6 protein-coding genes are annotated in these 16,621 nt (G+C 53.8%); 1 reads left to right on the top strand and 5 read right to left on the bottom strand.

The features are described 5' to 3' along the window. Window positions 1–219 precede the first annotated feature (219 nt). Window positions 220–1,161 carry a GCN5 family acetyltransferase gene (locus RX972_RS02625; protein ID WP_316872467.1) on the bottom strand — a complete coding sequence of 314 codons (942 nt, stop codon included), beginning with the start codon at window positions 1,159–1,161 and terminating at the stop codon, window positions 220–222. 113 nt (window positions 1,162–1,274) lie between these two features. Continuing rightward, window positions 1,275–1,415 (bottom strand): hypothetical protein, encoded by a 141-nt coding sequence (locus tag RX972_RS02620; RefSeq protein ID WP_316872466.1) that lies wholly within the window; start codon window positions 1,413–1,415, stop codon window positions 1,275–1,277. A gap of 104 nt (window positions 1,416–1,519) precedes the next feature. Between RX972_RS02620 and RX972_RS02615 the strand changes: the two genes are divergently transcribed. After that, window positions 1,520–6,823 (top strand): AAA family ATPase, encoded by a 5,304-nt coding sequence (locus RX972_RS02615; protein ID WP_316872465.1) that lies wholly within the window; start codon window positions 1,520–1,522, stop codon window positions 6,821–6,823. A gap of 508 nt (window positions 6,824–7,331) precedes the next feature. Here the strand turns inward: RX972_RS02615 and RX972_RS02610 are convergent. The 3 genes from RX972_RS02610 to RX972_RS02600 form a co-directional block, all read right to left on the bottom strand. Beyond that, entirely contained in the window at window positions 7,332–9,404 is a 2,073-nt protein-coding gene (locus RX972_RS02610) for a hypothetical protein (protein ID WP_316872464.1), read from the bottom strand. A gap of 303 nt (window positions 9,405–9,707) precedes the next feature. Continuing rightward, window positions 9,708–15,545, bottom strand: coding sequence for a DUF3320 domain-containing protein (locus RX972_RS02605; RefSeq protein WP_316872463.1), 5,838 nt, complete (start codon window positions 15,543–15,545; stop codon window positions 9,708–9,710). A 157-nt stretch (window positions 15,546–15,702) separates the two neighbouring features. After that, the gene (locus tag RX972_RS02600; RefSeq protein ID WP_316872462.1) at window positions 15,703–16,503 is read right to left on the bottom strand and encodes a GNAT family N-acetyltransferase; all 801 of its coding nucleotides are present in this window, start codon (window positions 16,501–16,503) and stop codon (window positions 15,703–15,705) included. Between the last annotated feature and the right edge of the window lie 118 nt (window positions 16,504–16,621).

The raw sequence follows: 16,621 nt of genomic DNA, 5'->3' as shown, positions 1-16,621 counted from the left end.
CAGACGAGGTAGAGCATGGCAACTCCCATCCTTCATGAAGGTCCGCTTCTGGCCCAGAGCGTGTGAAAACGCCTTTGCAAACCCTTGCTATGATTTCTGAGGATTTCATCGAAAGTGTCGCCTATGAAGCGTTTCATCCAAGGTGAACATCGAGGCCAAAGCACTTTGTGTCCCAAAAAGCCTTCAAGACAACGTCCAGCGATACCAGTCCTGTGACGCCTAGGCAGTAAATCCTATTCGGCGAGTAGTGATTTTTTCGGCGCTCCCGAGTACCTCCATGAGGAGGTTGTTCCGAGAGTTGATGATCGCTCCTCCGAAAATCGTCTCAAATTTCGCATGGCTAAACTCAATACCTGGCAGCTTGAGGTCGGCGCACAAACCAGCCAGATAGTCGGGGAGTCTGACGTGCTCGGCATAGTCGGTCGAACCGTCCATGAATGGATAGGCGAACTCAAATCGCGGCTTATTAGGTTCTGCTGGAATGCCATCATTCGACCGCACCAGCAGAAAAAACATGAATGCAATATCGAATGAGACCTCGTTATACCGTTCAAACGTCGCGTCCCGATCCGTAACCCACCTAATCCGGGCCGGTGCCTTAAGCCTGTTCAAAACCACAAATAAGAAGCTGGCGAATGCTGAAGTCAGCAGGATCTGCCGAGCGAGTTTGGAGTTGAACCCTTTGTGTCCCACATCAGCTGAAAACGCGGCCAACGCCCTGTCTATGCGCTGCCAGTAGGTGATATCGACGCCTGGCTCATTGATCAACTGCGCGATCAAACCACGCATATCCGAAGTGAAATCAATCATGTTTTCGTCTGTAATGTACTTGCGCAGGAGCTTTGATTCCCGCTCAACCATGAATGTCACGCTGAACGCCACAGGCGAGTTGAGGTAGGAAATCAGGCCCTCAGAGGCTTGCCGTGTATTTTTGAGATCCTTCGGAGCGACACTCGAAATGTACTCACTGAAGTTCTCGTCGGTGTCGTGATTCAACGTAATGACGAAAGAAAAACTATCGCTCGCCTTATCCGGGTTGCCAACGCAGTAATCGGAGTAAACATTCCATGCAGCATCGGCGGGAAAGCCCTGGAACCACTCATCCATGTCACGTATGACCGAAGGGGTATTCTCGTTCAACAGCCTGAGCAAATCGAACAATGTGCATGCTCCTAGTAGATTGGGCCCCCGTACGAGGGAAGACATGCCGACGGGCGCGTCTGATCGGTTTGTAGGGATTTGCAGGTCCAAGGCCACCCCTTTGCCTGGCAACCTCAGTGTAGAGTATCCAGATCATCGCCACGGCAGATCAGCCGCGCCAGGACCAACCGCTGGGCCACTTCCGCAAGGCGGGTATTCGGCAAGACCTTCAGCGCCACTGAATCCGATCCGCCGGGGGTATCGATTGTCGCCACCTAGTATCCACAAGTCAGCTTTGATAACCAATCCAACGGCCCTCCCCACTGCGATATCCTTGTAAACCTAATCTTCAATAACAACGCTAAGCAGGGAGCTGCTCATGACCACGTCTTCTGAAAGAAAACCTGCATCGACAGAGTTGACTGGAGGGGCAGGCTTTACCTACGAAGACACGGTCGTCGCCTATTACCTTACGCAGCTCCTGCGCCGTGAAAGAGCCTCAGGCCAATCAGGCTTCGTTAAAAGCGTTGCTGTACAACGGCAGGGATTTGGTCATCCGATGGACGATCTCATTATCGAGTTCGATGATCAGGGCACCAGGCGCACCCTCGACATTCAGATCAAAAGGTCAGTGACCATCAGCAGTGCTGCATCCAATGAAGAATTCAGAGGGATCATTTCGGATGCAGTTAAAACCCAGGCCTCGGCCACCTTCACCAAAGGCCTGGATAAGTGTGGGTTCGTCGTAGAGCACGTGACAACCGAGACCTTCCGAAGCTTCGTGCGATTGATCGATTGGGCGACATCCAGCACAACAGGCACTGAATTTGAAACACGCTTCACTGCCCAGGGCAACGCAGGCAAAGACGAACAAAGCCTCAGGACGGCTCTGCGTCCCCTTCTCGGAGGTCCCAGCAGCGACGACGAGGTCAGCTTTTACCAGCACTTCGCTGCTCTCAGTTTGAATGGACTTGGAGAAGGAGGCGCACTGCGGGCGGAAATTATCAGCCGCTTGCAGGAGATCATTGTCTCGAATGTGGATGGTCAAGACATCCTGCTATTTGACCGACTTTGCAGGGTTGCGCGCGAAGGCTCGGCGACAGCTAAGAAATGGGACCGAGCATCTTTGATAGGCCAACTGCGGGGCGCCGTCAGGCTCAGTGTCATCCCCTTTCTTAAAGACGATATCGCTCGCCTCAACGCATACTCTCTGGAGGGGCTCAGCGTCGTTCTCGAAACAGTTGGCGACATCCATGTCAATCGCGATGGCCTCCACCAAGACGTTCTCAAATCGCTCGCTCGACACAGAGTGGTCTCGATTGGGGGATTACCCGGCTGTGGCAAGTCGGTAGTTTTGAAGCGATGTGCACAAGCGGCAGCCGTAGCAGGCCCCATCATATTTCTCAAAAACGACCGCATTGCATGCACCGGCTGGAGCACTTTTGCGGCCAGCTTGGGATTGTCGAATACAGACATCGTGTCATTGCTTCAAGAGGTTGGTTCGGCGGGAACACCTGTTCTCTTTATCGACGGAATTGATCGTATACGCCCCGATCAGCAGGGCTTGGTTATGGATTTTTTAAGCGCCATCCACAACAGCCCCAGTCTCTCAGCGTGGAACATCCTTGTCAGTTCAAGGGACCAAGGCTTGGAAGCATTCCGCGCCTGGTTTCCCTCTGCTATGTACGCCGAGGCTGGGATTGGCGATGTCACTGTCAAACCTTTCTCAAACGAAGAAGCTGAGCAGCTCGCCCAATCAAAACCGCATTTACGACGGTTGTTGTTTGGCCCGCCCTCCGTTAGGGACATTGCACGCCGACCCTTTTTCGCGGCCGCACTAGATCGCTCTGCCATTGGCGAGCACGAGCCTCAGACAGAAGTTGATTTGATTGCAACCTGGTGGGCCCGAGCCGGACACGACGTCGTCACCGATGCCACTCCCAAGCGACAGCGGGCGCTGATTGACATTGCTGAAAACGGTGTACGCAATCTCGGAAAGGGCATTTCAACCCGCGCCCTGAAAGACTCAACCATTGATCAAATAGCCGCCCTCAAAACAGACAAAATTATACGGGAAGAGCGAGGAGGCTCCCTGCTGACGTTCTCGCATGACATTTTTTTTGAATGGGCATTCTTCCGACTATTGATCGATCTCGGAGATGATTGGACCAGCGCATTAACATCTGCCGGAGAGCCACCTCTACTAGGGCGTGTGGTGGGACTCATGGCCCAAGACGCAGTAACTGAAAATGGGCGCTGGCAAGCTGGTTACCGTTCGCTCGTAAGTAAACAGTTAAGGCGGCAGTGGCACCGTGAATGGCTTACCTCTCCGCCTTTTACGCCTGCGTTTCACGCCCGCAAAAATGAGTTCACCAAGCTTCTGAAATCAGATGATTTCGCATTGTTTGAAAAGGTGCTGGTCTGGTTTCAGGCTCAGCACACGATTCCAAGCCCAGTTATCCTAGGCAATCTTAAGGCGCCAATCGCGGGCATTGATAATCTGGAAATCGCCGACTTGCTCGGTTGGCCATCCGATTTCGCTGCATGGGGACGGCTCCTCGATTGGCTCATTAGTGAAGCTGGTAGCTTGCCGGTAAGACTGATCCCTAAAGCACTACAAATATTCGATGTCTGGCAGAACTGTTTGTCTGACCACCAAAACCACCGATCTCAAGCATTTTTGAGCATCGTTGATGGATGGCTCAAAAGGTTTGAGAATGGCGCGTTGCGAGACAACTCCTCTGCCGGGCACAAAGCAAGTCATACATTCAGTAGTGACGAGGGCTCACGCCTCGGAACGTCACTTCGCACCCTTTTACTGCGATCTGCGCGCAGCTATCCGGAATTTTCGAAAGAGCTGTTTAAACGCAACATAGCCAGCAAAGAAATGCGGAGGCGCGCCTATTCTGACCTGGTTGCCTTCTCTGCTGTCATGTGTGAAGTGGACGCCGATCTAGTCGCTGACTTGGCAGAGGCAGAATTGCTGAACGAGTTGCCTGACGACAAACGAAGAAGATCCGAGGCAGAACGGCAAAAGCAAGCAGAGCGGCTCGCGAGAATCCGTGCTATCCCTGAGCATGAGCGGACTCAACAGCAGGTAGCGGCACTCCAACATGCATTCCTTCCAATTGGGTCCAACCGGTACAGCCTGGACGACATCGGAATCGATGCCCACCACCATTTCTACTACCCTACCTCCGCTCTCCACGAGCCGTTTAAGAGCCTTTTCGAACACCGCCCCGCCGTCGCCTTGCGTTTGGTACGCAACCTCGCCAACCACGCCACAAAAGGTTGGAAGCAGACTCACATAATCAACCGGGGCACCCTGGGCACTCCACTGCCCGTCACAGTCCGATTCCCTTGGGGCGATCAGGACTTTTGGGGAGATTGGCGCGTGTATAGCTGGGGGATGGGTCAGTTGACCTCCACCCCGCTGGAGTGCGCCTTTTTGGCCCTCAGTTATTGGGCCTTCAAGGAGATCGAGAAAGGTCGTACAGCGAGCGCAGTCATTAGAGATCTTGTTGAAGGGAACGATTGCTACGCGGTACTTGGGCTCGCGCTTTTACTCGCCCTCGAAACCTGGGAGGTCACAGACACAACGTTTGCAGTGGCTACAACACAGCGACTGTGGGAGCACGATATTGCACGACTGGTGCACCACCCCACCCTCGATATTGACATCCTCGGCTTTGGGGGCCCTCCCGGCTTGACCGGTATGAAAGCTGAAGCAAAGCGTTTCTTGGACCAACGTTTGTGTTGGAAGCGCGAAGTCCGTCAGCTCGCCATGCGTTTCGCGCTGAGCAACGATGATCAGCTCAGTAGCCGTTTCAAAGCAGCCTTGGAATTATTCCAAGAGAATTTGCCATACCAATTTGAAGAGCAACAAACCAATGAGGCGTGCAGGGCTGACCTGCTAACGGCTGCCAAACGTTGGTCTGGCCTAGGTGACGCTCAAAACTATAAACATACACCGCACAGTGAAACGGTTGTAGCCGTTACCTACCAACCTCCAGAGCCCCTCCTCTCCAAAGCTGAGCAGCAAAAGTTGGAGGAAAGCTCCGCAATGCTCCGAGATATGAGTGTTGTCTCTTGGGCCACCAAATCGCTGGAAGCCAACGCGGTCGGTAAAGAATTTACCATCAGCCAGGCGGCTGCCTACGCGAAGAGCCTCGACGTCAAACATGCCTTTGCGACGTTGGAGGGGTCGATGTCGCCGCAGTGCGTCATCGCTAACGTGGCGGCTTGTGTCATTCGGTTTTGCAAAACCAATGACGACCACTACAAATGGGCCTGGGAAGTGATGTCCAAGATCGAAGCCATGAAGCCTGCTGAAGGCACGCACCCCGGCTCCAAAATCCCGTGGCATCCCGCAACTCGCCTGATAATTTCACTGCATCACGACCGGCGATCCGACTCACCACGAGCAGATAGCGCAGAGCGCCTGCTCAACCTCGTCTTGCATCCGCTCGACAGCGTGAGCGAATTGGCTCTGGATGCCCTTTTCATGGACAGGGACGAACATCTACGTTGGTGTGCAGGCTGCTTATCAGTAAATCTCTCCGTCATGCATGAAGGAAAATTCCACAAGCATCAGTGGGACTATTCATCTGATCACAAAGCCCGGCGTGGACATCTAGCCACTGCGATCAAGACGTTTAAAAAGCAGACTCTCAGCCCTATGCCCACGCTACCACCGGCGTGGACCCAGACAGACGCGAAACGACGCGCGCGTGATCCTGAAGATCTCTGGCAACAACCGAGCATATTTTTCGAGCCTAAAACCGCGTCGACTCTACTATCGAAAATGCCGGTTGAGGCGTGGATGACATCGAGCGTGTACCGCCCACTGTTAGAGCCGCTGATATTCGAGTTAGTGACCTGGACCTCTGAAAGGATTACGCCACCGTGGCAGACCGACCACAGAAGGCGCGACAGGGATTCAGACCTGTTTGAATGGAATCGCGCACTCGGAGATTTACTCGCAAGGACCGCGCCCTTCTTCGCGCTAGATCAGGCACGCGACAAGTTACTCAAGCCGTTCATGAGGAACGACGACAATTCGTTAGCAATCATCGCACGCTTCGCGGACATGGCCGTCCGTAGGCATATCTGTGACAACAAGCAGATACCGGAAAACGCTATTTCACTACTTGATGACTGCGTATCTCGCGTGATAAACGACAACATCTTTGATCCTGGAAGCTGGCAACCAGGTCAGGTAAATGGCCATGGAATGCCAGAATTGATCAACGCACTTTTATTCGTAAATGTTGAAAAACAAGCGCCTGGTGCGTGTCGATTTGCCAATGGCGACTGGTCTCAAATTGCGACAGTGATGCCGATCATAGATCGGTTGGTCCGGCACGTCGGATGGTCGAGCTACGTGATGGGAAGGTATCTCGAATTGTGTATTCGGGCCGGTGCCGCATTCCCGGTTTCCTATTTCGGCCAACAGGCAACAGCGGCGCTCCGCTGCATCGACAACGCAGAAGAAAGATGGATCGGAACCTCACTCCCCGCTCGGCTGGCCGGGGTTATACAGCGTCAGGCCGATTGGAATTTTCCTTTAAGACAGGACGATGCCCAAGCTCTATTGAACGCGCTTGACGTCCTTATAGACCAAGGTGACAGACGTGCGGCTGCTCTGGAGCAAACTGAAGCGTTCAAGGGTGTGCAGGCATGAGTTGCGCCAGGCGGTACTCCAAGGCTTTGCGCCCCCCCCGCTGTGGCAAAGGTTGCAGAGTTTTGGATGGTTCCAAGCGTGCGTTCCTGTCTTTTGGAGCGACTGTCATCTACAAGAACCAGAAGCCTTCACCAAAGAAAACTAACGCAGGCGCCTGGGCGCGTAGCCAGATATACGACTTCGATCACACACCCAGCACCAACAATCGGGAGTACTAACGGATACGCAGCCAGAGCCTTGGCAATTGCCCCCGCGATGGTTGGGGCGGCTTGAACAATTTCACCTTCCACAATGTGTCCTTTGGTTCTTAGCCCACTCCGACAAGGAGCGTTCATAAACACAGTGTGGTTCACAGGCGAAAGTCGTCAACCCAGGCCCGGAATCCCAATACCCATTTGTCGGTACAGCCCCCTACTAGACTAGCCTTGCATGACGCTCGGCTAGCTTTGGGTTGAGAGCCTCCAACTGGAGGGCTCCCCAAAGTAAAGGCACCAGTCAAGCCGTCTGATCAATACTTCACAGTCAGACGGCCTACGCTCAGCTTCTTCAGAACCTCCAACTGTCGTCCCGCATCAGGTTCTTGAATCTCATGGCTCAGCCACTGAATCGGAGGTTCTCCATCCCCTAATGCATCGAAGGTGGTGCTGATTTCCTTTACTGACAGGTCATGCGCTTCGACTATGGTCGGACGTAAAACGTATTCAGGAAATGCCGACTCTGCCTCAGCCAAGCTCTCATAGAACACGACTCCATAACGGAAGTCAGATTCATCATGAGGCGAAGCCCAAAATCGAGCCTGTCCGTCCTTCAAGAAATGCTTCAGGAGCGCTTCGTCCAAGACTGGTGTTTTGCTACTTGGGAAGCCAGCATGGAACTGGTCGTTGACCAGGACTAATGCATAAACCTTCACCTCGCTCAGAGAGTCGGTGAGGTGCGGGTAGTGTTGAGCACAAAACTCAGCAAGATGCTTGCGCACATATGCGGCTTTTCTCTCAGCCTGCGCTGCTTTCGCCAAAATGCCACTTTTCTTCTCGTGGAGCGCGTTGTGGTAGTCAAGCGGCGTGATTGGCATTCTGCGACTGCGGGCTTCTGCGACCACGACGACATTGCCGAAGTTAAACGTTAGGTCGACCTCTTCCTTGTTCGCTCCTTTGTACTTGAGCATTAACGAATCGGTCCACTTAAGGCTGTTGCCGATGATAGGATTGAATGACCGGCACTCTTCCATAACCTTCTGTAGATGCTTTTCGAAGTGCTTACCCCTGAGGCTCGAATTCGGATCTACGGTCTGAGTCCAAATGTCTACGTTCCGCCGCATGCTCGCAGTCAGCAGCGCAGGAATGGCGAATGCCACAGCTCCCTCTATTTCTACAATCGGTTTGGCCCACAAGTCATCTTGGCGATCTGCCCCGCGATATGTCAGCAAGTCAAAAATCGCACTGACCGCTTCGCTCCGTACACCCGCCATCCGGGCAAGGGCGGCAACCAGGTTTTCACGGTCAAACCACGTGCAATAGGCTGCCAACTGATCCCACTCCTGGGGATTGGCATCATCGCTGCGGTTGAAGATCTGCATGGCTAAGAATGCTAGGTGGCCCCAAATCTTCAGTACGTCTCTTACAGAATAAGAGGCAGCATCGCCATCGGGCGCCGACTGAATTTCAAGCATGGCGAGCAAGTGCGGCTCGACGGCCAGATGCTGCTCAACCCATTTATACCGGATGAACCGGAGTGATTCTTCGTCGCATTTCGAGACAGAGCATTCTACAAATCCAGATTGATCATCCAACGTTAAGACGTGATCTGGGTAAACAGAGTCGAACCGTATCTCGGTATTGTTGATCACGCGCGACATTTCAAAAGCCGTGCTAACTTGATGATGCTCACGCCGACGATCCGAAATCGCCCGCATGCGATTCATTTGGCTAAGCTGCGCGACGACTATTTTTTTGGTCCTACCGTCATAGGCGAAAATAGCGTCTCCGTAAAGCAGCTGTTGCCATATATTCAAACCATTATAATACAACTGGGCGCATCGAATTTCCCCAGCGATAAAGTCGTAGCGATCTACAGAAACAGATTCTGCCGTGCCCTCGTATAGCAATGAATCAATATTGAAGTCAGATTTAAATATTTCATGCAGCGGGGAACAGGCGCTATCAAGGTTAAACATAGAAACCTGGTTAGGTTTCAGCTCAACGCTTCCTACAGTGAGATTCGTTTTGTAATCGAGCAACGTCTCCAGGGTTGGGACTGATTCGGGCGGCAGATCCCGGTGATGCTTATTCGCCAAGAGAACGTATGACAGGTTTGCTAAAGCCAGATGCATGTGAATCAATTCTTTCGCAGATATCTCGTCACCGGCTCTTAACTTAAAATGGTCTCGCGTTGCGAATACCCTTCCGAAATGATTGGCTAGCCACCCCGCCCCCTCGCAGATAGATCTATCGGAAAGGCTTCCATCGGTATAAGTCTTGTAGGCGTCTTGCCATTGTTGATGGTCGAACGGAGCACGTTGAGTTGGATGACAGAGCGACAGTCGTCTCGCGCGGTCGATCATAGGGCTGATATGGGCAGTCATTGAGTCGCTTCAATTGAATTATTTAATCTGGATTGGTTCTCCAGAATCAGAAAAAGTGACGCCGGTTCAGCCACCGGAGGAGGCGGAGCTAAGGGTAGACATCGAATCCCTTAAAAAATGGCGTGACGAATTAGAGGCGCGGCGAAAACTTACTGCATAGGTGCCCCATCACGCCATAAGCTAGGCGTACCCAGCAGCCAAAATTACTGAACCGCTGGAATATGCCTCTCAGGATACAATTCAAAGTCTATTCCTAAGCCAATCCTATTGAGTGTCTTGAATTGCCACATCGATCAAGCTCTTCTAGCCGCCGAGAATCCGCTCTATCCGTTGACGAGCTGCGCCTGTAAGCCGTTTGACACCGAGCAACCGTGCCACTTCCAGTGCAGTATCAGTCGCATCAATGATGCTTGCTGCGATACGTAGCTCCTCTGCTGCGATCTCTTCAATAGAGCGCGTGTCATTGGCTGAAGCCGGAACGCGGTATGTAGACCACTCCATCACATCGCTTTCTGCGTGCCAGATGAATACCTCTTCAAACCCTGCTTTCTGAACGTAATGATGCTGTTCGGCCAACTCCAGCACGCGGTCCCGAATGAGTCGTCCTGATCGCAGGAAGCCATGTGCACGAGCAACCCGCTGGACCAGAAGTGCATCTAGAATTGGCGCTTCTTGGCGCAGCACCTCTTCGACGATCTGACGTAGCACAGGGGTGTACTCGGGCATGTGAAACTGGTCGGCCTGGATCATCGACGAAAGGGGCGAAAGGTCCGCAACGCGATACTCTCTCTTCTGCCCCAGAGATATTGATTGAACGCTATGGGCTCGTGCGATGCGAACTTCACCAATCTCCGCTGGCAATTCACTCTCGGATGCCAAAAGAGCTTCGGGTAACAGGTCGTTAACAACGATATCGGTCGTGAAGTCGATCACGAAGGGAGCTACCGACGGCTCGTCGGCTACTTGACACGCAGTAAACTCGTTCCGTGATTGATCGAGAAGATCGTTTAGAGCAGCGTGCAGCTTCTGCAACGCCCCTTCTTTGTTGACCCACCATTCTGTTGACCACAGCCGTACCAGGTTCCAGCCCAGGCCCTTGAGGATTGCACCCCGGACCTTATCGCGGTCCCGCGCGGTGGCAGCGCTGTGGTACGTAGCACCGTCACATTCAACACCCGCCAAGTAGTCGCCCGGGCGATCAGGGTGAACAATGCCCAGGTCGATGCGGAAGCGCGATACGCCGATTTGAGGGATAACCTGCCAACCGAGACGCCGCAACCCTTGGGCGACGGCTTCCTCGAACGGCGAGTCGTAGCCACCTACAGAGCCTTGTATAGCCTCGGCCAAGGCTTTTGGACCGCGCTGCGCAAACTCAATGAAGTGCTTTAAATCGCGAACGGCGCGAGCGTTGGTCCGATTCAAATCGATCATCGACGGGTCGAACGATGTGAATACCAACATCTCCCGCCTAGATCGGGTGATCGCGACGTTCAGCCTGCGCCATCCACCATCTTTGTTGAGAGGCCCGAAGTTCATGGACATGACCGGCGCGCCCGCCTCGGTGGGGCCATAACCGATCCCTAGCATGATTAGGTCGCGCTCATCGCCCTGGACCGTTTCCAGGTTCTTCACCACTACCGGTTCAGTCTGGGTGTCTTGGAAGAACGGCTCGATCTGTGGGTACTGTTTGCGGGCTGCGTCCAACAGATCGTTGATTAGTTTTTGTTGATCAGAGTTGAGCGTGATTATCCCGATTGAATGGCCAGCTGCAATGAACGCAGGATCGGTAAGACGCTTGACGGTCTCGCTGACAATCGCTTCAGCTTCCGCCTGGTTGTAGCGGCCCTTACCTTTTGCGTATACACCCTCGACTCTGCGCCACTCAACAGCGCTTGCACGGGTCTCTGCCGCAGGAAAGGTGATCAAATTGCTGTCGTAGTAACGGTGATTCGAGAACGCGATCAGGCTTTCATGGCGACTGCGGTAGTGCCAGCTCAGACTGTGGCTTGGCACCCCTGCCCCCAGGCATTCGTCCAGGATGCTCTCCATGTCTTCGGCCGTATCGTCGTCACCGGCATTGGGCCCACGGCTGAAGAAGTTTGTCGGTGGCATTTGACGCGGGTCACCAGCTATCACCACTTGCTTGCCGCGAGCAATCGAACCGATTGCGTCCCATGGAGCAATTTGAGATGCCTCGTCGAAGATGACCAGGTCGAATGGGGGCTGATCGGCAGGCAAGAACTGCGCAATCGATAGCGGGCTCATGAGCATGCACGGCGCCAGGCGATTCAGTGCATCCCCCATTTCAATGGCCAACTGCCGGACGGGTTTGTGCCGACGAGACTTCTGCAATTCATGCTTGAGAATTGCGAAGCCACTGCTCTTGGGAATGTCATTCTTTGACGGGATCAGACCACAGAGTCTTGCCCGGATGTAACGCACCGTAAGTTTTGCCAGCTCATCGTCCAATCGAGCAAAAGAGCCAATATCACTCATGTGTTCGGCTGCGACAAAGTTTCTCAGCAGCGGTTCGCTGTCGATGCCCTGAGTGGCAAACCAATACGCATAGGCGGTGACGAAGGTGTCCTCAGTTGCCGTTGGCAACAAGCTTCCCGCTTCTAACGCCTGAGCAAGGCTGGACAAACCCACCTCGGTAGCCTGCTCCCGCACTCGACACCAATCGCACCAGGCCTTGAGCTGCTCTTCCTGCTGCTGGATGGACAGTGAAGTAGTACGTAATGCGGTAACGCTAGGATGCGTGCCAGGGGGCGATGCAGCTAATCCAGTAAACAACCGGACTGCATCGTCATATCGGGACAAGGTCTGTTGCAAAGTTGTTAGCGCAGCACCGATCTGCCCACCCGGCGCCAACATGTCGTTCGCATCGATGACTAGACGCGCGACTGCGCCGCGCAATGCAACCAAGTGGTCGGGCGATTCAGCCAGGCCGCTCAGCAGCGCGCGCAGATTCTCGGCCAGTATGACGGCGTGCAGTGTGCGGGAGGTATCGCTCCCCAGTCCTTGCCAGCCAGGAATTGACTGCATGTCACTCGACAACGCGTCCAGCTCCATTAGCTGTGAATGCAGGCGCTCGAAAATGGCGAGATCGGCAACCATATCAGGAAGGCCCGCTGCGCCACCTAAAGAGGCCAATTTCTTCGCCGCCTTTTTCTTAGCGAATGTCGCCAGGAACCAGAACTTACTCTCAGCCTCTCTCCACTCACTGCGCATCTGTTCGAACGGAATGCGGCGGCAAGCTTCATCGGCGTAATCCAAAGATAGGCTTTCTTCAAGCTCCCGATAGCTCTCGATCAACTGACAAGCGCGACGGGCTGATTCGATACGTGTGACAGCGTCGGGGGCGAAAGCGAATGAAAGGTTCTGGCCATAAGATTTCACAACCAGAGCTACCAAATCGCTGAGCTGCTGGACCTGCATCACTTCAGCGATAGGCAACGACAGGTGCGTCAAGCCAACCAGTCTTTCGCTGGCGGCGTTCAACGCATCAAGCGCCTGCGGTAACTCACGAGAAGCACTGGCGATCTGCGCCTGCCAGGCGTTCGACCATTGGGTCTGCGCCAGAGCGCCGAACTTGCCTGACAGGTCTCGCGCAGCAGTCCCATTGAGGCCAAGTCGACGGGATAAGTCGAGGAGCTGGCCGTACTCAGCCGCGTCATGTTCGGTGTTTGCAGGCCAGGATAACCTTGGCGTCTGAAGGCCATGGTCACGAACAACACGGCCTATCGACTGGTGCAGGGTAAGGCCATTTCCCCAACGGCGATGAAGAACTTCGACCAGTTGGTTGAGACGTGAGCGCAGCGTTTGCAATCTAGCGGCTTCACGCTCCCACTCTTCAGCACTCAATGCGTCGCTCACGTCCCACGCACGATCCAGCTGCTTAAGCACTTCAACTTTCGAAGCCTTGCTTGAGTGCAGCTCCAGACAGAATTCGCCCAGCCCCTTCTCGGCCAGACGACGATAAACCACGTCGAGGGCGGCACGCTTCTCAGCCACGAACAACACGCGACGGCCCAGCGCTAGGTTATGGGCAATCATGTTGGCAATGGTCTGCGACTTACCGGTTCCGGGAGGTCCATCCATTACAAAGCTATGATTACTAGCGGATGCCACAACGGCTGATAGCTGTGAAGAGTCAGCCGGTAATGGGGCAAAGAGCTGTGCCGGTGTTACTGTGGAATCGAGACGCTCAGGTTTAGGAAAATCGTCTGAGCCGGAGAAGCCCTCACCTGCCGCGTTTGGCTCCAAAAGATGCTTAACCAATGGGCTTTGCAGCAGCAGCGCTGCGTTGGCGTTGAGGTCTTTCCACATCAGATATTTGGCAAACGAGAATGTGCCCAGAACAAGCTCAGTGCTAACCTCGAATCCTGGGACATCGCGCACCGCTCGCCGTACCATGTTCCAGATGCCAGTCACATCAATGCCGCTTTCATCACTCGGTAGTTCGCCATCCAAGCCGGGAATCACGAGTTCAAAATCATGGCGGAGCAACTCAAGCAGTGTCAGGTTGAAACGCGGCTCCTCGTCGAGCAGGCTCAACGTTACCCCGGACAAGGCGCTTTTGCGTTCGAGTTTTACCGGAAGCAAAATCAACGGAGCTGAATACGTCTTCGGGTCTTCTGCGGATTTTTTCCATTTAAGAAAACCGATAGCCAGGAAAAGAGTATTCGCGCCACCCTCCTCCAAATCACTGCGCGCTTTGCGGAACAGATCAATCAGCGTCGCTTCGAGTTTGACCTTCTCCAGACTGGCGAGCACTTCACCGCGTGCGAGTGCCTGACGAGCCACTTCGTCGACCAGGCTTTCATTATTCTGCTGCTCATACAGGGCCACATCACGGCCACTGCTCTTCAGGTCAGGTACTGGCATTACCCGAATGCGACCGCCACTGGAGAGGAGGTCTTCAAGCGCCGCTGGATCCGGGCAGAGAAGACGCACGCCTTTGGCACTGTCCGGGAGATGCAGCAGACGGTTACGCGTGGTCAGATCAAGGAGCTTACGTTGCCACAGCGTGAGTTTGCCAGCCGGACCTTCATTACCGTCATTTATCTCAACATCGAAGCCTGGAAGGGCCGGAGCTTCCTCCAACCCTTCAACGGCCGGTCGTGCATCATCGGTCGCTGCGGATGTATTCACTGCCGACACCAATGCCATCGGGCGAATCTTCTGCATCCGGGCGCGATGCAGATCAATGGCCATGATGAACTGCTCATCATCGAGTTGCCGCTCCGCAGCCGCAACGGCTTGGGAAAAGCTAGGCGCAGGCGTTTGGGTAGCAAGGGTGGTCTCGAAGACCACCATTTCTTTCAAATCTAGACGCTTACGTACCGCCGACGCTTCATCTGTCAACAGCTGGGAAAACTCTTGTGGTTGCAACCAAACTCCTGCAAAAGCATGTCCTTTGGTCATGATAAGCAGGGCGTTGAGTCCAGCCTGCTCCAAAGCCGCTGCGAAGAGCAATGCGGTATCCAGACATGTTGCAATGCCATTCTCCAGAACCACGCTCGGAGGCCTAACCTTCTGGCCCTGTTGCTCAAAGCTAGCTGGCGGCAATGCATAGCTCAGTTGGAAGCTGCACACTCCAGACCAGATGGCCGAGGCAAGCTCCCAAGTACGTGTGCGCGACTTGCTCTCATAGCCATCAATGCCGTCTTTCTTCCCTGCACGTCGCAAGACTTGAGAGGCCGCTTTGAGAACTCGATCTATAGCCGGATCATTGGGCATGCAGAAAGCAGCCAGCAACTCCGGCATGGCGCTCAAACCGCCCCATTCAGTGCGTGCCAAAAGTTCAGTAGGAAAGCGGTGTTCGACAAGTAAATTGTCGCCTTGGGAAAGGCGCATGACAACATCGGCGCTCAGGCTTTCAGTCAATCCGGACAGGTAACCAGCATTGAGCTTGATGTCGCGCTCAGAGATGTTGAGGCGATCACCCGCGTGAATGCGGTCGATATGCCAGGTCCTGCTTTCGACAAAGTCTGGGTCCGTGCTCAATGTCAGGGTCAGGTTTTCAAAGTTTGTTTCTTCTTGGTTCCAGAGACTCAGTTCACGTACAAGCGGGACGGCGTTCTGGTGGGAGGCGAAGCCGATCTTGCGTGCGATCAACGCTTCAATCTTGACGTTCATTCATGGGCTCCTGGAGCTACGAGCGCTGGCCTTATGAAGAGGCCGACAAATACACCTATAGTCCATGAGTAATTGACGGTTGGGAATTGTTTATAGTCAATCAAACGCCAAATGCTTGGTTACCGACCAAAAGCAAACGCTACTACGGAGCCATGTTTTAGCTATCTGCTAGGCGATATAGGGCTTGAGCGTGGGATATCGATAGCCCTGCACGCTGCAAATTTCGGCGACTTTGCGAGCTGGGAAGCGCGGTTGCGGCAATAAAAAGGCTGCCGCGCTTCTTTGCTTGCTCTATCCGATGAGATATCAGGGCTCCATGGTAGCCTTGGCCTCTTGCATTTTTTCGCGTGGCAGCCGTACCAAGGTAGGCAACCCCGTTGCAGGCAAAGTACATCAACGCTCCTGCAACGATCTTTCCATCAGCCTTGAGGACGTAAATTTTCAGACGTTCATTTGAGATCAGCCCAGCGAACGAAGCTTGGCTCAACTGAAGATGTTCCGGCTTGGTATGAAATCCACTTGCATGTACGGCTGCGAACTCCGGAAGCGTTTGTGACGTGGCCTCTTCGATTTCGAATGAGTGGTGGTTCAAGACCACGTCCTCGATGGAGCAAGCGAGTTGCAGGTGCGTCCATCCCCTCAGACGCTCCAGTCGCCTCTCTCCCACAAAAGCGTATTGCTCAAAACTAGAGGCCTTGCCGATCAGAGGCGTTACGGTCGAATACTCCGTTGAATCCAGGAGCAAGCTCACTAGTGCCTCGGGTTTGTCGGAGCTATCGCCGTAGATACGATTGAGCATCGGACTGGATGATGCCTTCACTCGAAAGCATGGAAAAGCGTCGTTAAAAAACACACGAGCACCAAAAGGGTTCCCGCTTATCCGAGACAAGCTCTCGACGCGGGCACACAAATACTCGCTTTCTGCGGCCTCAATCGCATGATCCATTCCAACATTCATGTGCATTGTCCTTATTGCGTGGTTCCGCGTGGTTTCCAGGGAAGTTAGCGGCGATCAAACAATACGCACATGCAAAGACGCCCGCTAGTAGATAGCCAGCTTCGGCGTTCGCTTTGGG

The organism is Pseudomonas syringae group sp. J309-1 (assembly GCF_032582135.1).
Classification (GTDB): domain Bacteria; phylum Pseudomonadota; class Gammaproteobacteria; order Pseudomonadales; family Pseudomonadaceae; genus Aquipseudomonas; species Aquipseudomonas quasicaspiana.
This window is presented reverse-complemented; position numbering and strand designations above follow the sequence as displayed.

Bases quoted from the DNA above. Each gene is read 5' to 3' on its own strand.
- RX972_RS02605 (WP_316872463.1), bottom strand. From the start codon at position 15,545: ATGAACGTCAAGATTGAAGCGTTGATCGCACGCAAGATCGGCTTCGCC.
- RX972_RS02615 (WP_316872465.1), top strand. From the start codon at position 1,520: ATGACCACGTCTTCTGAAAGAAAACCTGCATCGACAGAGTTGACTGGA.
- RX972_RS02600 (WP_316872462.1), bottom strand. From the start codon at position 16,503: ATGAATGTTGGAATGGATCATGCGATTGAGGCCGCAGAAAGCGAGTAT.
- RX972_RS02610 (WP_316872464.1), bottom strand. From the start codon at position 9,404: ATGACTGCCCATATCAGCCCTATGATCGACCGCGCGAGACGACTGTCG.